Raw genomic sequence first — 17,635 nt, 5'->3', positions numbered from 1 at the left:
GGCGTAGTCAGCAACGGCGGGCAGGCAGTAATAGAACCGGGATTTCCCCAATACAACGCAGGTTGTATATACAAGAAGATGAGGCGCATTCCCCGAACCGATGCGCAGGAGCGCCCATGACGTCATCTTCCCGTTTCCGCGATACCCAGATTCGCGCGCCGCGCGGCGCCCGGTTGAACGCCAAGAGCTGGCTCACCGAAGCCCCGCTGCGCATGTTGATGAACAACCTCGATCCCGACGTCGCCGAAAATCCGAACGAACTCGTGGTCTATGGCGGGATCGGGCGGGCGGCGCGGGACTGGGCGTGCTACGACAAGATCGTCGAGACGCTGCAACGCCTGGAAGCCGACGAGACGCTGCTGATCCAGTCCGGCAAGCCGGTCGGCGTCTTCCGCACGCATGAGAACGCGCCGCGTGTTCTGATCGCGAATTCGAATCTAGTGCCGCATTGGGCAAGCTGGGAGCATTTCAACGAACTCGACGCCAAAGGCCTCGCGATGTACGGCCAGATGACGGCGGGAAGCTGGATCTATATCGGCAGTCAGGGCATCGTCCAGGGCACGTATGAAACCTTCGTCGAAGCGGGACGTCAGCATTACGGCGGCGATCTCAAGGGGCGCTGGGTGCTGACGGCGGGCCTCGGCGGCATGGGCGGCGCGCAGCCGCTTGCCGCGACGCTCGCGGGCGCGTGTTCGCTCAACATCGAATGCCAGCAGAGCCGTATCGACTTTCGACTCAAGACGCGTTACGTCGATGAACAAGCCAGCGACCTCGACGACGCCCTCGCGCGCATCCGGCGCCACACGTCGGAGGGCCGCGCCGTGTCGGTGGCGCTGTGCGCGAACGCGGCGGACGTACTGCCCGAGCTCGTGAAGCGCGGCGTGCGTCCCGACATGGTGACCGACCAGACGAGCGCGCACGATCCGCTCAACGGCTATCTGCCGAAAGGCTGGACGTGGGCGCAATACCGCGACCGCGCGCAGACCGATCCGGCGGGCACGGTCAAGGCGGCCAGGCAGTCGATGGCGGAGCACGTCCGCGCAATGCTCGCTTTTCGCGAGCAGGGCGTGCCGACCTTCGACTACGGCAACAACATCCGCCAGATGGCGAAGGAAGAGGGCGTCGAGAACGCGTTCGATTTTCCCGGTTTCGTGCCGGCTTATATCCGGCCGCTGTTTTGCCGCGGCGTCGGGCCGTTTCGCTGGGCGGCGCTGTCGGGCGATCCGGAGGACATCTACAAGACCGATGCCAAGGTGAAGGAACTGATCGCGGACGACGACCATCTGCATCGCTGGCTCGACATGGCGCGCGAGCGCATCCGCTTCCAGGGACTGCCCGCGCGCATCTGCTGGGTGGGGTTGGGGCAGCGCGCGAAGCTCGGTCTCGCGTTCAACGAGATGGTGCGCAACGGCGAACTGTCGGCGCCTGTCGTGATCGGCCGCGATCACCTGGATTCGGGTTCCGTCGCGAGTCCGAATCGCGAGACGGAGGCGATGAAGGACGGCTCCGACGCCGTCTCGGACTGGCCGCTGCTGAATGCGCTCCTGAACACGGCGAGCGGCGCGACGTGGGTGTCGATCCATCACGGCGGCGGCGTCGGCATGGGCTTCTCGCAGCACGCGGGCGTGGTCATCGTCTGCGACGGCAGCCGCGAAGCCGACGAGCGCATCGCACGCGTGCTGCACAACGATCCTGCCACCGGCGTCATGCGTCATGCCGATGCGGGCTACGACATCGCGATCGACTGCGCGCGGGAACAGGGCCTCGACCTGCCGATGATCGCGCGATGAAAAAGCTCTGGCACCACTGCCACGCCGCGACGATGACGGGCGGCGCGTATTCGATCATCGAGGACGCGGCGATCGTGACGGATGGCGCGCGCATCGAGTGGATCGGACCGCGAGCCACGATGCCCGGCGGACTCGACGGCGAGCGCATCGATCTCGGCGGTGCCTGGGTGACGCCCGGTCTGACCGATTGCCACACGCATCTCGTCTTCGGCGGCGACCGGAGCGGGGAATTCGAGGCGCGTTTGCAAGGCGCGAGCTACGCGGAAATCGCGGCGCGCGGCGGCGGTATCGCGAGTACGGTGCGGGCCACGCGCGAGGCCAGCGAGGACGCGTTGTTCGAAACGGCGAAGGCGCGCGCGATCGGCTTGATGCGCGACGGCGTGACCGCGCTGGAAGTGAAGTCGGGCTACGGCCTCGATCTCGCGAACGAGCGCAAGATGCTGCGCGTGGCGCGCCGTCTTGCCGACACGCTCCCGCTGACCGTGCGTACAACGTGTCTCGCGGCGCACGCGCTGCCGCCCGAATTCGCGGGCCGCGCGGACGATTACATCGCCCACGTGTGCGACCACATGTTGCCCGCATTGGTCGATGAAAACCTCGTCGACGCCGTCGATGCCTTCTGCGAGCACATCGCGTTTTCGCCGCACCAAGTCGAACGGCTGTTCCGCGCGGCGCAAAAGCTCGGCCTGCCGGTCAAGCTGCACGCGGAGCAGTTGTCGTCGCTGCACGGTTCGGCGCTCGCGGCCCGGTATGGCGCGCTGTCGGCGGATCATCTGGAGTACATGACCGAAGACGACGCCATTGTGATGGCGAAGGCGGGGACCGTCGCCGTGCTGTTGCCCGGCGCGTTCTACATGCTGCGCGAAACGCAGATGCCCCCGGTCGAGATGCTGCGCCGCCACGGTGTCGCGATGGCGCTCGCAAGCGATCTGAATCCGGGCACATCGCCGGCGCTTTCGCTGCGGATGATGCTCAATATGGGTTGCACGCTGTTTCGCCTGACGCCGGAAGAAGCGCTGGCGGGCGTCACGGTTCACGCGGCGCGCGCGCTCGGCTTGCGCGAGACGCATGGATTGCTGGAAGCGGGCAAGGCGGCTGATTTCGTCGCGTGGGGAATCAATCGCCCGGCCGAACTCGCCTATTGGCTGGGCGGCGTGCTGCCCAACCGCATCGTGCGAAACGGCGAGGAAGTCGTGCTGCCGTCATCGGAGCGATGACGCGACGCCTCGCCGCCTTGCAGTTGACGTGGCGGCGCTACGCGCGTCGTCCGCGGATCATTCCATAGATGACGAGCAGGATGATCGCGCCGATCACCGAGGCGATCCATCCTGCTGGCTGACCCGGCTGATACCAGCCGAGCGCCCGGCCGACGTAACCCGCGATGAGCGAGCCGGCGATGCCGAGCACGATGGTCATGATCCAGCCCATGCTGTCGTTGCCCGGCTTGATAGCGCGCGCGATGAGACCGACGACGAGTCCGACGATCAGAGTACCGATGAAGGCAAGCATGCAGTTGCTCCTTGACTAAGTTTGCTGCTTATTGGCGAAGTGCTTCCGGGGTTTCTCCGGTAGCTTCAAAGTAGCATGGGCGGCCGGGTTTGGGTATGACACCCGCCCGCCCCTGCGCGGGATTGGCCATTCGGCCAGGACTCCTAGCACACCGAATGCCAAGGTGTTGAGCAGGGTAGAATTCGTTGCATTGCTTCACATCGCTGAAACAGCACTGCAACGATATGACCGACTCCGAATTTCCCTCCACCGACGACGCCATCCACGAAGACCGCCTCTGGCGCGACGACGGCTGGACTGCTCGCGTAATCAAGAACGAAGACGACGACGGCTGGGCCGTCGAGATGATCCAGGCAGGCGAGGCGGAACCCGCGCTCGTCGGCCCCTGGACGATGGGCCGCGACAAGAAGAATCCCAAGCCGCTGAGTTCGGACGCTTTCCGTACGCTGGTAAAGACCGCGTCGGAAGTGCTGCGACGCCACGAGCAGCAGCGGCACGCGATGCTGCACAAGAACGTGACCATCGACGTGGGCGGCGAGGAGATCACGGTGTCGCTGGAAATCGTTCCGGACGAGGACGACCCGTACGCGAACCTCAAGGCCTTCGATCCGTTCGGCACCCAACTGGCGCACGTACGCGTGTCGCCTGCGTTCAAGCTCACGAAGGCGAGCGCCGAGCGATGGGCCGAGAACGGCTTTTCCAAGCCGAACTGACGTTTTCTCCTACAGATACGCAAAAAAATGCCGTCGCGCTTGCGCGCGACGGCATTTCTGTCTGACAAACGAATCACGCGGCTTACTTCACGACGAACTCGATGCGACGGTTCGCAAAGCGCCCGCTGGCCGTCTCGTTGTCGGCCACCGGATTTGCGTCGCCGTAGCCCGTTGCCGTGAGCGACTGAGGCGGCACGCCGTTCTTCACGAGAAACGCACGAACGGCTGCGGCGCGTTCCTTCGACATTTCCATCTTGGCAGGCGCGCTGCCGACGCCGTCCGAATAGCCCGCCACTTCGAGCTTCACCATCGAGCCCTTCGCCGCGCAGTTCTTCAGCAGTTGCGCGGTTTCGCCGAGCGTCGCAAATGCGCCGTCGGGCACGGTGGCGCTCGATCGCGCGAAGTTGACGACCTGCAGGTCTAACACACGGGCGAGCTTGTCGCCGGAGCAGGCGTCGTCGGTGGCGAGCAGCGATTTCATCGCGCCGCGAAACGACTGCGTCGCCGTTGCTACGGCGGTGTTGACATCGAAAGAACTCACCTCGAACATGCCGCCCAAGGCCTTCTTCAGGCGTTCTGTCCAGCCGAGCCTGGAGTCGGCGGCCGCACCGCTCAGTTCGACCTTCGAGCCGATCAGCTTCGCCTCGGCGCCCGGCACCGCCATCAGCGGTGCAAGGTCGTTCAGGCGCGAGAGCCACGTGGCGGGAAGTGTGCCGGGAACGACGGAGACGTTCGCGGTGTAGCCGTTGCCGAAGCGGCGACTGAGCGCGTCGATCAGTTCCTGTTTCTCGGCCTCCGTGCCGACCGTTGCCTGCACCGAAGGAACGCCGGCGTCGCTGACATTGAACACGAGGCGTGCATCCTTGCGGTTCGCCGTCGATGCCGACGCGTTCGGCGCCGCAGCGGGCGCTTCGGTCGAAACTGCGGTCGACGCCGGCGCCGCGGCCGGCGCCGGCGCGTGGTCACTGAAGCCCCCGGTTCGCGCCGACGCGTCGCGCGCTGCCTGGCCAACGGTTGCGACTGGCGTGCCGGCGCTGGAACTCAGGTCGACGCTGTCCTTTTGCGTGAAGCCGCGGTAGTAGACCAGGGCGAGAATGCCGGCAAGGATCGCGAACAGCACCCAGACCCACTTGTTCGACCTCTTTTTCGGGCGTGCCTGCGTACGGGGGCGCAGGGGAGCGGACGCCGGCATGGCCGGCGACGCCGGAGCAGCCCGCGGTGGCGTAGGAAGCGGCTTGGGCGCGCTCATCGGCGCATAGGTGGTGGCAGCGCCAGGCGGGACCGCGACCATCGCTGCAGCGTCCTCGGGAAGTCCGAGCGTCGAGCCGACGGCGTCCAGCCGCGCGCCGATGCTGCTGACGAAGCCGTCCACATTGCCGAGTCCGAGCGCGCCTGCGACGCCGGGCGACAGCGATGCGCGCACCTCGCCGATCTGGTCGCGCAGCAAGCCGGGAAGATTCGATACGTTCGCTTGCGAGAGCAGGAAGTGATGCTTGAGGATGCCGAACAACACGGCGGCGAGCATGCCGGCGAGCGCCGAGGTAGCCTGAACGGGCACGCCGGTTTCGGCCGATACGGCATCGGTCAGGGCGTCGATACGCTGACCGCTGGCGCGCGAGGCGAGGGAATGGCCGGATACTTCGAGATGCTTGAGACCGGTCGTCGTGGTGATCGCATTGCGCAACTGGTCGACGACCAACGCGTTTGCCTCGGGCGACATGATGACTGCGTGCACCGACCGTGCACCGTCGCCGATCGCCGAACGGTCCATGATCGACGCGACCAGTCCCGGAACGGTGCGCGCGGCGAGTTGCTGGACGACCGGCGCAGGAATGCCGAATTTGTGCGATAGCTGTTCGGCGATCTCACTCGATATCGCGGTCTTGACCACCTGAACCAGATTGATACTCATCGACTGCTATCCTTTTACTAAAACGCCGAACGCGGGCGTAATGACGCGTGCATTCTATCCGCGCCGGTATCCTGAAAAGACACCGGCATATTTCTTTACAGAAGTGCCGTGCGCGCGCCACTCCATCGAGGATGGCGAGACTTCGCGCTTGACAGCGCGCGCTCAGTGCACATTCGGCACGCGCTTACAGCGGGCGTGATGAAGAATGGGAGAAGAGCCGCGCGACGCACCTGGCGGCGGCGGCAAGCCAGGACTGTTCGGCGAGGCTTTCCGCGCCTTCGTTCGGGCGCGCGGCGCGCACCGACAGAACCGAGCCCGGCGGAACGAACCTGCGATACGATGCGTCGAGCGGCGACGTCCAGGCGCATGTGCGGCAATCGTGCTTCGTGCACGCATTGCAAGGAGGTTGATCGCGATACATGGGAGGGTCCGAATTGGAGTACCTGCGCATGATGTGCGATCTCGTCGCGAATGACGATCGGACGAGTCTGAAGACCTCTTAGAATTGCAGCAAATGGCGGCAAAAAACGTTCGGATAGCCAATCGGCCGACGGATCGGCCCATCAACAAGGAGACGCGAATGCACTATTTATTGATCTACGAACTGGCGCCCGACTATCTGGAGCGCCGGGCGCAGTTTCGCGACGAACACCTCAAGCTGGCGTGGCAAGCGGTCGAGCGCGGAGACGTCGTGCTGGCGGGTGCGCTGGATAGCCCCGCCGACCGCGCGATGCTGCTCTTCGAAGGCGAATCGCCGGCGGCGGCCGAGGCGTTCGCGCAAAGCGATCCCTACGTGACGAACAAGCTCGTCGAACGCTGGGAAGTGCGCAAGTGGAATACGGTGGTGGGCGAGGACGCGGCCACGCCCGTGCGCTGAAGGCGCTGAACGGTCACGCGCCGGCGGTTTCTTCCGAGTGCTGATCGTCGGAACGCCGCCGTGCCGTGCGATACAGGCTCGTGAGCGTATCGTCCACCTGCTGCGAGCGCTCGAACAGCGCCGCGAGCCAGTTGACGAAAGCCGATACGCGCGGCGTCGCCTGCCGGCTTTTGACGAACGCAACCGATACCTTCAGCGGCGGCGATTTCCATTGCGGCAGCACTTCCCGCAACTGCCCGGAGCGCAGGAAAGGCTGCGCCGCGATCCGCAGCGGCTGAATGAGCCCGAGTCCTTCGAGGCCGCACGCGAGATACGCGTGCTCGTCGGCGACCTGCACGAAGCCGCGCATGCTCATCGTGTACGGCTTGCCGTTCACGTCGAATTCGAAATCGGCGGGGCGGCCGCTCTTTTCTGGCATGCAGTTCACCGCGACGTGCTGCGCCAGTTCGTCGAGATTTGCCGGGGCGCCGTGTTTTTCAAGGTACGCAGGGCTCGCGCACGTCACCTGTTCGAGCATTCCGAGCCGCCGCGCGATCAGCCCGGAGTCCGGCAATTCACCCAATTGCACGCTGCAATCGACACCTTCGCCCACCAGATCGACGTTCCGGTTGCCGATGCCGATCGACAGCTCGATCTGCGGATAGCGCGCATGAAACTCCGGCAGCGCGGGCACGACGATCGACGTCGCGACGGTATCCGGCATCTCCACGCGCAGGCGTCCGCGCAGCCGCTCTTCGCCCGCGGCGAAGCCGGAGTCGAGCTCGTCGATATCGGCGAGAATCCGGGCGCAGCGCTCGTAGTAGGCGGCGCCGTCGACGGTGAGGTTCAGGCGCCGTGTCGTGCGGGCGAGCAGTTGCACGCCGACGAGCGCTTCGAGTTGTTGCACGGTCGTCGAAACGCTCGCGCGCGGCATGCCGAGCGATTCGGCGGCGCGCGTGAAGCTGTTCGTATCGACGACACGCGTGAAGACACGCATGGCATGGACGCGATCGATCACGTGAGTTTTCCCTGGTTCCGATGAAATGGCGATGCGATGCGACGCACCGGCGATGACATCATCGTAAGGATCGTGACTGCGCGCGTGAATACATAAAAATCGAGGATTCTTGCCTGATTCTTCCGGGCACGGGTCAAAGCGTCGGCATCTCGCCGCGCAGCCGCCCGGCGACGCCCGAGAAGTCCGTTCCCGACGGCGCCTGATACAGCCGCAAGCCCATCTCCGGAAGAATGGACAGCAGGTGATCGAACACATCGCCCTGAATGCGCTCGTATTGCGCCCACGCGGTCGTCGCGGTGAAACAATACACTTCGATCGGAATGCCTTCCGACTCCGGCTCCATCATGCGGACCATGATCGCCATGTCCTGCCGTATCTCCGGATGATGCTGCAGATACGCAAGCCCGTACGCGCGAAACGTGCCGATGTTCGTGAGCCGCCGGCGATTCGCGGGCTCGGCCGCCAACTCGCCGAGATTGCGGTTCGCCTGTTCGACTTCGGTCTGCTTCTGCTGCAGGTAATCGTGCAGCAGCCGAAAGCGCAGCATGCGTTCTGTTTCGTCATCGGTGAGAAAACGCACGCATTGGGCGTCGATACGCATCGTCCGCTTGATGCGTCTGCCGCCCGATTCGAACATGTGCCGATAGTTGCGATAGCTCTCCGAGAAGAGCTTGTAGGTCGGCACGGTGGTGATCGTGTTGTCCCAGTTCTGCACCTTGACCGTATGCAGCGCGATGTCCTTGACGGCGCCATCCGCGAGCGCTTGCGGCATCTCGATCCAGTCGCCGATGCGCAACATGTCGTTCGACGTGAGCTGCGTGCTCGCCACGAGCGACAGCAGCGTGTCCTTGAACACGAGCAGCAGCACCGCGGATAGCGCGCCCAGACCCGAGAGCATCCAGAGCGGCGAGCGGTCGATGAGGATCGAGAGCACGAGCACGCCGCACACGAGCGCGAGCGCCAGCTTGCCGATCTGAATATAGCCCTTGATCGAGCGCGTCTGCGCCTCCTTGCTCGCGGCATAGACGTCCTGCCACGCCGAAAGCGCGCTGCCCGTCGCGAGGAACACGCAGATCCACGCGCCGCCGTGCGCAATGCGTCCGATCGGCTCGGCCCATCGCCCGATATGCGGCACTTCGCCGATGCAGAGCGCGACGACCGCGAAGGGCGCCGCATACCACAGCCGCTGATACGCGCGATGCCGGATGAACGCCAGGTCCCACGCCGAGTGCCCCGCGAGCACCAGAAGCCGGTGCGCGATGCGCAGCAGCACGCGCGCAATGATCCACTGCACGAACTGCGCGACGACGAACAGCGCGGCCAACCCCACGATCAGTTGCGCCCAGGGTTGCGTCGGCAGGTGTTGCGTGAGGGCGTCGGGAAGAAGGTCGATATTCATGCGTCGATGTCGGCTCGTGAGCGATACGTCCCGTATTGTGCATGAACGTGCACATGCTTTTCGCGCGTCGCGCGGCCTCATCGAAAACCCGAGTCCGATGAAAATGAATTTTTTTCGACGGCCGTTTGGGGTAAATATGCTTTCATCGCGACTACCCGACGAGCGTGCCGCCGAGTCATGTCCCGCCGATTTCCGGTCTCCCCGCCGATGACCGCCGACGAACCGATCGCGACGCGCATCGCCACCGCCATGCCGACGCTCACGCCGATCCATCAGCGCATGGGCGCGTTCGTGATGGCGAACCTGTTTCGCTCGGCAACCATGCGCATCGACGAATTCGCCGATGCGGTCGGCGCGTCCATCGCGACGGCGAACCGCTTCGCGCGGGCGCTCGGCTTCTCGGGCTATCCGGCGTTCCGCGATGCGCTCGTGCGCGGCTTCGAAGCGACCATCGCACCGGTCGAACGCTTGCGCTCGTCGCTCGAAACGTCCGTGAGCGGGGCCGAGGTGTTCCAGGCGGCGCTCGTGCAGGCGGCGTCGAACGTGCGGCTCGCGCAGGCATCGGTCGATGCTTCGAAGGCCGACACGCTCGTCGACGCATTACTCGACGCGCATCGCGTGTTCGTGCTCGGCTACGGCGCGAGCGCGTTTCTCGCCGGGCTGATGGAGCACGGTCTCACGCCGTATTGCGCGAACGTGCAGTCGCTCGCGCTCGTCGGCGGACCGTCGCATGCGGCGCGGCGGCTCTTCACGGCATCGCGCGAGGACGTGCTCGTCGCCATTGCGTTTCCACGTTATGTCGACGACACCATCACGCTCGCGCGGCAGGCCCGCGAGCACGGCGTGCGCGTCGTCGCGCTGACCGACAGCGGCGTGTCCCCGCTTGCGCGCGTCGCGGATCTCGTGCTGACCATTCCCGCCGAACGACGGCTCGCCGCGAATTGCGACACGGCCGTGCTCGCAGTCATCGAAGCACTGTGCGATGCAGTCGCGCATCGCGCGAAACGATCGGTGGAAGCGGCGTCGGGGCTCGCCGAATGCGTATTGCCGTGGCTTGCGACGGCATCGACCGGACAACACACTCGACGGGAGCCGCGCGAATCATGAGCGCCATTCCAGTGATTGCGATACACGGCGGCGCGGGCACGATCCTGCGCTCGGCCATGAACGCCGACACCGAAGCGCGCTATCACGCGGCGCTCGCCGACGTGCTGCGCGCGGGCGAACGCATCCTCGCCAGCGGCGGCCGCGCGCTCGACGCCGTCACCGAAGCGGTGCGTCTGCTCGAAGACTGTCCGCTCTTCAATGCGGCCACGGCGCGGTGTTCACGGCGGCGGGCACGCACGAACTCGACGCGTCGATCATGGACGGTTCGACGCTCGATGCCGGCGCGATCAGTTGCGTGACGCGCGTGAAGAATCCGGTGCTCGCCGCGCGCCGCGTTCTCGATGTCAGCGAGCATGTGATGTTCACTGCCGCCGGTGCGGAAGCGTTCGCGCGCGAACAAGGGCTGGAGTTCGTCGAGCCGTCGTACTTTCATACCGATGCGCGCTATCAGCAATGGCTCAAGGCCCGCGGCACATCGCGCACGCTGCTGGATCACGATGCAGCCGCGCAGGCCACGGACGAAGACGACCCCATCGATCCCGCGAGGAAGTTCGGCACGGTCGGCGCGGTGGCGCTCGATGCGAACGGTCATCTGGCCGCTGCGACATCGACGGGCGGCGTGACGAACAAGCAGGCCGGGCGCGTCGGCGATGCGCCTCTGATCGGCGCGGGCTGCTATGCGAACAATGCGACCTGCGCCGTCTCGACGACCGGCACGGGCGAGATGTTCATCCGCATGCTCGCCGCCTATGACGTGTCGGCGCAGATGGAATATCGCGGCCTCGCGCTCGAAGAAGCGGCACGCGATGTCGTGATGAACAAGCTGCCGCGCATCGACGGACGCGGCGGGCTCATCGCCATCGATGCGAAGGGCAATGTCGCGTTGCCGTTCAATACGGAAGGCATGTATCGCGGCCATGCGCGTGTGAACGAAGCACCCGTCACGGCGATTTACCGCACATGACCGCGACGCTCACCTTGCCCGATGCGCGCGTGATCGAGGTGCATGATCTCTCGGTCACGTTCCGCTCGCGCTCGCGGCTCATCGAAGCCGTGCGCGGCGTCTCGTTCACGGTGGATCGCGGCGAGACGCTTGCGATCGTCGGCGAATCCGGCTCGGGCAAGTCGGTGACGTCGCTTGCGCTGATGCGGCTCGTCGAGCACAGCGGCGGCGCGATTGCTGCGGGCAGCATCGCGTTTTGCAGGCGCAACGGGAACGTGCTCGATCTGGCGCGCGCTTCGTCCGCGACGATGCGTACCGTGCGCGGCGCCGATATCGCGATGATCTTTCAAGAGCCGATGACATCGCTCAATCCGGTTTTCACCGTCGGCGATCAGATCGCGGAGGCGATTGCGCTGCATCAGGGCAAGAGCCGTTCGCAGGCGCGCCAGGAAGTGTTGCGCCTGCTCGACCTCGTACGCATTCCCGAAGCGCGCCGCGTATTCGGACGTTATCCGCATCAGCTCTCGGGCGGGATGCGTCAGCGCGTGATGATCGCGATGGCGCTTTCATGCAGGCCCGCGCTGCTGATCGCCGACGAACCGACGACCGCGCTCGACGTGACCATTCAGGCGCAGATTCTGCAACTCGTGCGCGGCCTGCAGGACGAGATGAACATGGGCGTGATCTTCATCACGCACGATATGGGCGTCGTCGCGGAAGTCGCGGACCGCGTGCTGGTGATGTATCGCGGCGAGAAGGTCGAGGAAGGGGCGTCTGAGACGCTATTTCGGAACCCGAATCATCGCTACACGAAGGCGCTGCTCGCTGCGGTGCCGACGCTCGGCGCGATGCACGGCACGCATCGTCCGGCCAAGTTTCCGATCGTCGAAGTCGAACCGGCGGACGCTGCTCCCGACGATGCCAGCGCGCTGCGGCCATCGGCGGCGGTGGAACATCAGATGCAGCCCGCTGTCGACGAAAGCAGTCCGCCGATTCTGCGCGTGCGCGACCTGATCACGCGCTTTCCCGTCAAAACGGGCCTTTTCGGGCGTACGACCGCGGCGGTGCATGCGGTCGAGCGCGTCAGTTTCGATCTGCGGCAGGGCGAAACACTCGCGCTCGTCGGCGAATCCGGATGCGGCAAGTCGACGACGGGGCGATCGCTTCTGAGGCTCGTCGAAAGCCAGAGCGGTTCGATCGAATTCGACGGACGCGAGATCAGCGCATTGCAAGGCCCCGAGTTGCAGGCTTTGCGCCGCAATATCCAGTTCATCTTTCAGGACCCGTTCGCGTCGCTCAATCCGCGTCTGACTGTCGGATTCTCGGTGATGGAACCGCTGCTCGTGCATGGCGTGGCGAGCGGAAAGGAAGCGCAGGCGCGAGTTGACTGGCTGCTCGAAAAGGTCGGCTTGCCGCCGGAGGCCGCGCAACGCTATCCGCATGAATTCTCCGGCGGGCAGCGTCAGCGCATCGCGATCGCACGCGCGCTTGCGCTCAACCCGAAAGTCGTCATCGCCGATGAATCCGTCTCTGCGCTCGATGTCTCGGTGCGCGCTCAGATCGTCAATCTCATGCTCGATCTCCAGCGCGAACTGGGCATTGCGTATCTCTTCATCTCGCATGACATGGCGGTGGTGGAGCGCGTGAGCCATCGGGTAGCGGTGATGTATCTCGGGCAGATCGTGGAGATCGGGCCGCGCGCCGCCGTCTTCGAAGCGCCGCGTCATCCGTACACGAGGAAGCTGATGAGCGCCGTTCCGGTTGCGGACCCCGCGCGCCGTCATGCGAAGCGCATGCTCGCCGCCGATGAAATTCCGAGCCCGATACGCAAGCTCGGCGACGAGCCGACGGTCGCCAGGCTCGTTGCGGTGGGACCGGATCATTATGTCGCCGAGCATCACGTCGGCGGCGCGTATTAGATGCCGGAAAATCGCCGGAAGCACATCGTAGCGAACCATAACGTCAAGCAAAGGAGTTCACGATGCCGTCCTCTCGTTCGTTCAAGTTTCGCAGTTGCGTTGCAGCGAGTGCAGTCGCCTCGATGTTCGCGCTCGGGCCCGTGACCGCCCATGCGCAAAGCACCGCGGTCATGGCCGTCGCTTCGACGTTCACGACGCTCGATCCCTACGATGCCAACGACACGCTGTCGCAAGCGGTATCGAAGTCGTTCTATCAAGGGCTGTTCGGCTTCGACAAGGACATGAAGATTCAGAACGTGCTTGCGGCGAGCTACGAGGCGAGTCCCGATGCGAAGGTCTATACGATCCACTTGCGTCAGGGCGTGAAGTTCCACGACGGCACCGACTTCAACGCCGATGCAGTGAAGGCATCGTTCGATCGCGTGATCGATCCGGCGAACAAGCTCAAGCGCTACAACCTCTTCAACAAGATCGAGAAGACGGAAGTCATCGACCCTTACACGGTCAGGGTCACGCTGAAGATTCCGTTCTCCGCGTTCATCAACGTGCTCGCGCATCCGTCGGCGGTGATGATGTCGCCGGCCGCGCTCCAGAAGCATGGCAAGGAGATCGCGTTTCATCCGGTCGGCACGGGACCGTTCGAGTTCGTCGAATGGAAACAGACGGACGACCTCAAGGTGAAGAAGTTCGCGGGCTACTGGAAGAAGGGTTATCCGAAGATCGACATGATCGACTGGAAGCCGGTCGTCGATAACAACACGCGTGCGGCGCTCATGCAGACCGGCGAAGCGGACTTCGCGTTCCAGGTGCCGTTCGAACAGGCGGCCACGCTCAAGTCCAGCCCGAAGGTCGATCTGATCGCCGCGCCGTCGATCATTCAGCGCTACATCAGCATGAACATGGGCCAGAAGCCCTTCGATAACCCGAAGGTGCGCGAGGCGCTCAACTATGCGATCAACAAGGAAGCGCTGGTCAAGGTCGCGTTCGCGGGCTATGCGGTGCCGTCCGAAGGCGTCGTGCCGCAGGGCGTCGACTATGCGACGAAGCTCGGCCCCTGGAAATACGATCCGGCCAGGGCTCGCCAGTTGCTGAAGGAAGCCGGCTATCCGAACGGCTTCGAAACGACGCTCTGGTCCGGCTATAACCACACGACGGCCCAGAAGATCATTCAGTTCGTGCAGCAACAGCTCGGGCAAGTAGGCGTGAAGGCGTCGGTCGAAGCGCTGGAAGCGGGGCAGCGCGTGCAGCGCGTGGACAGCGCGCCCGATCCGGCCACCGCTCCCGTGCGGATGTACTACATCGGCTGGTCGTCGTCGACGGGCGAAGCGGACTGGGCCATCTCGCCGTTGCTCGCGAGCTCGTCGATGCCGCCGAAGCTGTCGAATACGGCGTACTACCGGAACGAAAACGTCGACGCCGACTTGCAGAAGGCGCTCGCCACCACCGATCGCAACGAGAAAGCCGCGCTCTATGCGGATGCGCAGAAGCGCATCTGGGCCGATGCGCCGTGGATCTTTCTCGTCACCGAGAAAGTGGTCTATGCGCGCAGCAAGCGGCTTTCCGGCGCATACGTGATGCCTGACGGCTCGTTCAATTTCGACGACATCGCCATCAAGTAACGATGCTCAACTTCCTCGCGAAGCGTCTGCTGGGGCTTCTGCCGACGCTTTTCATCGTCGCGGTGCTGGTTTTCCTGTTCGTGCATCTGCTGCCCGGCGATCCGGCGCGTCTCGCGGCCGGGGCCGAAGCGGACGAAGCGACGGTCGCCCTCGTGCGTGCCGATCTCGGTCTCGACAAGCCGCTGCCGCAGCAACTCGTGAGCTTCTTCAGCAGGGTCGTGCACTTCGACTTCGGCATGTCAACGCGCAGCAAGCGGCCCGTCAGCACGGAAATCGCCGAGCGCTTCATGCCGACGCTATGGCTCACGCTCGCCAGCATGGCGTGGGCCGTGGTGTTCGGAATGGCGATCGGCATTGTGTCGGCGGTGTGGCGCAACAAGTGGCCCGATCGCATCGGCATGACGCTCGCGGTGTCGGGCATATCGTTTCCGGCGTTCGCGCTGGGGATGCTGCTCATCGAGATCTTCTCGGTCAAGCTCGGCTGGCTGCCCATCGTCGGCGACGGCACATGGCAAAGCTACGTGTTGCCATCGCTCACGCTCGGCGCTGCGGTGGCGGCGGTCATGGCGCGCTTCACGCGGGCATCGTTCGTCGAAGTGCTGGGCGAGGACTTCGTGCGTACGGCGCGCGCGAAGGGCGTGCATGAGCCGATGGTCATCGTCAAGCATTGCCTGCGCAACGCGATGATCCCGGTCGTCACGATGATGGGCCTGCAATTCGGCTTCCTGCTCGGCGGCTCGATCGTCGTCGAGAAAGTGTTCAACTGGCCCGGTCTCGGACGCCTGCTCGTGGATGCGGTCGAGATGCGCGACTACCCGGTGATTCAGGCGGAAGTGCTGCTGTTCTCGCTGGAGTTCATCGTCATCAATCTGGTCGTGGACGTGCTGTACGCGGTCATCAACCCGACCATCCGGTTCAAGTGAGGATCGCATGAGTGTGACCGCCCGAGTCGCCGGAAGCACGCAGCAGGAAGTACGCACGCCGTGGAGCGAGTTCTGGCGCAAGTTCCGGCAGCAGCATGTCGCGCTCGTGGCGGCGGTGTTCGTCCTGTTGCTCGTCGTGCTTGCGATCATCGCGCCATATATCGCGCCGTATGACCCCGAGAACTACTTCGATTACGATGCGCTCAACGCGGGGCCGTCGGCGGCGCACTGGTTCGGCGTCGATTCGCTGGGCCGCGATATCCTGAGCCGCATTCTCGTCGGCAGCCGTATCTCGCTGACGGCGGGACTCGTGAGCGTGGTGATCGGCGCGGTCATCGGCACGTTCTTCGGCCTGCTCGCCGGGTATTACGAAGGCTGGTGGGACCGCATCGTGATGCGCATCTCAGACGTCCTGTTCGCGTTTCCCGGCATTTTGCTTGCAATCGGCGTGGTTGCGATTCTCGGCAACGGCATGGTCAACGTCGTGTTCGCCGTCGCCATTTTCAGCATTCCCGCGTTTGCGCGGCTCGTGCGCGGCAACACGCTTGCGCTCAAGCATCTCACGTATATCGAGGCGGCGCGCAGCATCGGCGCTTCGGACTGGACGATCATCGTGCGGCACATTCTGCCGGGCACGATATCGTCGGTGGTCGTCTACTTCACGATGCGCATCGGCACGTCGATCATCACGGCGGCGAGCCTTTCGTTTCTCGGCCTGGGCGCGCAGCCGCCGACGCCCGAGTGGGGCGCGATGCTCAACGAGGCGCGCGCCGACATGACGATGGCCCCGCACGTCGCGATCTTCCCGAGCCTCGCGATCTTCTTCACGGTGCTCGCCTTCAATCTGCTGGGCGACGGCCTGCGCGATGCGCTCGATCCGAAGCTCGACCGGCCGTGATGAACGTACCGCATATCGGCGTGTTCGAAGCGGGAGCACGCGGCACGATCGCGGACGTGGCGGGCGTAGCGGTCGGGCATTGCACATTGAACGACGGCGATATCCGGACCGGCGTCACGGTCGTGCGTCCGCATGACGGCGACATCTATCGCGACAAGGTTCCCGCTGCGGCGTGCGTCATCAATGGCTTCGGCAAGAGCGTCGGACTCGTGCAGCTCGACGAACTCGGCGTCCTCGAAACGCCGGTCGCACTGACGAATACGTTCGGTATCGGCGCCGTCGCGCAGGCGCAGGTTCGTTCGGCATGCGAAGCAAATGCGAAGATCGGCCGCGACTGGCCGAGCGTGAATCCGCTCGTTCTCGAATGCAACGACGGATATCTGAACGACATGCAGGCTTTCGCCGTGGAAGAGGCGCATTATCGCGATGCCCTCGCCGCATGTTCCGCCGACTTCGCTCGCGGCTCGGTCGGCGCGGGACGTGGCATGTCGTGCTTCGAACTGAAGGGCGGCATTGGTGCGGCATCGCGCATTGTCCACATCGAAGGACACGCGTACACGACAGGCGCGCTCGTGCTCGCCAACTTCGGCCGCCTGCCGCAACTCACGATCGCGGGCGATACGGTCGGGCGCCGGCTGCACGCCGCGATGCAATCGAACGCCGCTCCGGAGCAAGGATCGATCATCATGCTGGTCGCCACCGACGCGCCGCTCGATTCGCGCCAGCTACGCCGCGTGGCGATGCGCGCCGCAGCGGGCCTCGCGCGCACCGGCTCCGTCTATGGCCACGGCAGCGGCGACATCGCGCTGGCGTTCTCGACCGCGTACACGGTCCCCCACGAAGCCGCTTTCATCGCGATGCCGCCGCTGCTTGGCGACGCCTTCATCGATCCGCTGTTTCAGTCGACCGCCGACAGCATCGAACAGGCCATTCTCGATGCGCTTTTCAGCGCGAAAAGCGTGACCGGCCGCGACGGTCATCGGCGACTCTCGCTGAAGGACGCGCTTCGAACGCAGCCATGAGCACGCT

Annotated in this window: 14 protein-coding genes and 1 pseudogene; 11 read left to right on the top strand and 4 right to left on the bottom strand. The window is 64.7% G+C overall.

Features of this window, described 5'->3' with window-relative positions; translation table 11 throughout:
* Positions 1-116: 116 nt before the first annotated feature.
* Both hutU and hutI read left to right on the top strand, forming a co-directional pair.
* Positions 117-1,790, top strand: a complete 1,674-nt coding sequence (hutU, locus tag P9255_RS07800; RefSeq protein WP_309766447.1) for a urocanate hydratase — start codon at positions 117-119, stop codon at positions 1,788-1,790.
* Positions 1,787-3,007, top strand: coding sequence for an imidazolonepropionase (gene hutI, locus P9255_RS07795; protein ID WP_309766445.1), 1,221 nt, complete (start codon positions 1,787-1,789; stop codon positions 3,005-3,007). The genes hutU and hutI overlap by 4 nt, the downstream gene beginning before the upstream one ends.
* A gap of 37 nt (positions 3,008-3,044) precedes the next feature.
* Here hutI and P9255_RS07790 read toward each other — a convergent pair whose 3' ends face one another.
* Positions 3,045-3,299, bottom strand: a complete 255-nt coding sequence (locus P9255_RS07790; RefSeq protein ID WP_309766443.1) for a GlsB/YeaQ/YmgE family stress response membrane protein — start codon at positions 3,297-3,299, stop codon at positions 3,045-3,047.
* 224 nt (positions 3,300-3,523) lie between these two features.
* Between P9255_RS07790 and P9255_RS07785 the strand changes: the two genes are divergently transcribed.
* Entirely contained in the window at positions 3,524-4,012 is a 489-nt protein-coding gene (locus P9255_RS07785; protein ID WP_309766441.1) for a hypothetical protein, read from the top strand.
* A gap of 82 nt (positions 4,013-4,094) precedes the next feature.
* Here the strand turns inward: P9255_RS07785 and P9255_RS07780 are convergent, their stop codons facing one another.
* A complete protein-coding gene (locus P9255_RS07780; protein ID WP_309789321.1) occupies positions 4,095-5,924 on the bottom strand; it encodes an OmpA family protein in 1,830 nt (609 codons plus the stop codon).
* Between the two features lie 580 nt (positions 5,925-6,504).
* On the opposite strand from P9255_RS07780, the gene P9255_RS07775 reads away from it, so the two are divergent.
* Entirely contained in the window at positions 6,505-6,801 is a 297-nt protein-coding gene (locus P9255_RS07775) for a YciI-like protein (protein ID WP_309766438.1), read from the top strand.
* A gap of 13 nt (positions 6,802-6,814) precedes the next feature.
* Here the strand turns inward: P9255_RS07775 and P9255_RS07770 are convergent, their stop codons facing one another.
* Positions 6,815-7,798 (bottom strand): LysR substrate-binding domain-containing protein, encoded by a 984-nt coding sequence (locus P9255_RS07770; protein WP_309789320.1) that lies wholly within the window; start codon positions 7,796-7,798, stop codon positions 6,815-6,817.
* Positions 7,799-7,931: 133 nt separating this feature from the next.
* Positions 7,932-9,197 carry a mechanosensitive ion channel domain-containing protein gene (locus P9255_RS07765; protein ID WP_309766436.1) on the bottom strand — a complete coding sequence of 422 codons (1,266 nt, stop codon included), beginning with the start codon at positions 9,195-9,197 and terminating at the stop codon, positions 7,932-7,934.
* A 177-nt stretch (positions 9,198-9,374) separates the two neighbouring features.
* Here P9255_RS07765 and P9255_RS07760 point away from each other — a divergent pair, with 177 nt between their 5' ends.
* From P9255_RS07760 to P9255_RS07730, 7 genes and pseudogenes are all read left to right on the top strand, one after another.
* Entirely contained in the window at positions 9,375-10,304 is a 930-nt protein-coding gene (locus tag P9255_RS07760; RefSeq protein WP_309766435.1) for a MurR/RpiR family transcriptional regulator, read from the top strand.
* Positions 10,301-11,268: pseudogene (locus P9255_RS07755) on the top strand (isoaspartyl peptidase/L-asparaginase family protein). Before P9255_RS07760 ends, P9255_RS07755 begins: the two are co-directional and overlap by 4 nt.
* Positions 11,265-13,166 (top strand): dipeptide ABC transporter ATP-binding protein, encoded by a 1,902-nt coding sequence (locus P9255_RS07750; RefSeq protein ID WP_309766433.1) that lies wholly within the window; start codon positions 11,265-11,267, stop codon positions 13,164-13,166. The pseudogene P9255_RS07755 and the gene P9255_RS07750 overlap by 4 nt, the downstream one beginning before the upstream one ends.
* 62 nt (positions 13,167-13,228) lie before the next feature.
* Positions 13,229-14,785, top strand: coding sequence for a glutathione ABC transporter substrate-binding protein GsiB (gene gsiB, locus P9255_RS07745; RefSeq protein ID WP_309766431.1), 1,557 nt, complete (start codon positions 13,229-13,231; stop codon positions 14,783-14,785).
* Between the two features lie 2 nt (positions 14,786-14,787).
* Positions 14,788-15,708 carry a glutathione ABC transporter permease GsiC gene (gsiC, locus tag P9255_RS07740; protein WP_309789318.1) on the top strand — a complete coding sequence of 307 codons (921 nt, stop codon included), beginning with the start codon at positions 14,788-14,790 and terminating at the stop codon, positions 15,706-15,708.
* Between the two features lie 7 nt (positions 15,709-15,715).
* Positions 15,716-16,606, top strand: a complete 891-nt coding sequence (gsiD, locus tag P9255_RS07735; RefSeq protein WP_309766428.1) for a glutathione ABC transporter permease GsiD — start codon at positions 15,716-15,718, stop codon at positions 16,604-16,606.
* Positions 16,606-17,628: a P1 family peptidase gene (locus P9255_RS07730; protein WP_309766426.1), complete on the top strand. Its 1,023-nt coding sequence runs from the start codon at positions 16,606-16,608 to the stop codon at positions 17,626-17,628. The genes gsiD and P9255_RS07730 overlap by 1 nt, the downstream gene beginning before the upstream one ends.
* The last annotated feature ends 7 nt before the right edge of the window (positions 17,629-17,635 follow it).

The sequence above is a fragment of the Caballeronia sp. LZ019 genome, from assembly GCF_031450825.1.
GTDB lineage: Bacteria > Pseudomonadota > Gammaproteobacteria > Burkholderiales > Burkholderiaceae > Caballeronia.
This window is presented reverse-complemented; position numbering and strand designations above follow the sequence as displayed.

Bases quoted from the DNA above. Each gene is read 5' to 3' on its own strand.
- P9255_RS07765 (WP_309766436.1), bottom strand. From the start codon at position 9,197: ATGAATATCGACCTTCTTCCCGACGCCCTCACGCAACACCTGCCGACG.
- P9255_RS07730 (WP_309766426.1), top strand. From the start codon at position 16,606: ATGAACGTACCGCATATCGGCGTGTTCGAAGCGGGAGCACGCGGCACG.
- gsiC (WP_309789318.1), top strand. From the start codon at position 14,788: ATGCTCAACTTCCTCGCGAAGCGTCTGCTGGGGCTTCTGCCGACGCTT.
- gsiD (WP_309766428.1), top strand. From the start codon at position 15,716: ATGAGTGTGACCGCCCGAGTCGCCGGAAGCACGCAGCAGGAAGTACGC.
- hutI (WP_309766445.1), top strand. From the start codon at position 1,787: ATGAAAAAGCTCTGGCACCACTGCCACGCCGCGACGATGACGGGCGGC.
- P9255_RS07775 (WP_309766438.1), top strand. From the start codon at position 6,505: ATGCACTATTTATTGATCTACGAACTGGCGCCCGACTATCTGGAGCGC.
- gsiB (WP_309766431.1), top strand. From the start codon at position 13,229: ATGCCGTCCTCTCGTTCGTTCAAGTTTCGCAGTTGCGTTGCAGCGAGT.
- P9255_RS07750 (WP_309766433.1), top strand. From the start codon at position 11,265: ATGACCGCGACGCTCACCTTGCCCGATGCGCGCGTGATCGAGGTGCAT.
- P9255_RS07760 (WP_309766435.1), top strand. From the start codon at position 9,375: ATGTCCCGCCGATTTCCGGTCTCCCCGCCGATGACCGCCGACGAACCG.
- P9255_RS07785 (WP_309766441.1), top strand. From the start codon at position 3,524: ATGACCGACTCCGAATTTCCCTCCACCGACGACGCCATCCACGAAGAC.
- P9255_RS07780 (WP_309789321.1), bottom strand. From the start codon at position 5,924: ATGAGTATCAATCTGGTTCAGGTGGTCAAGACCGCGATATCGAGTGAG.
- hutU (WP_309766447.1), top strand. From the start codon at position 117: ATGACGTCATCTTCCCGTTTCCGCGATACCCAGATTCGCGCGCCGCGC.
- P9255_RS07790 (WP_309766443.1), bottom strand. From the start codon at position 3,299: ATGCTTGCCTTCATCGGTACTCTGATCGTCGGACTCGTCGTCGGTCTC.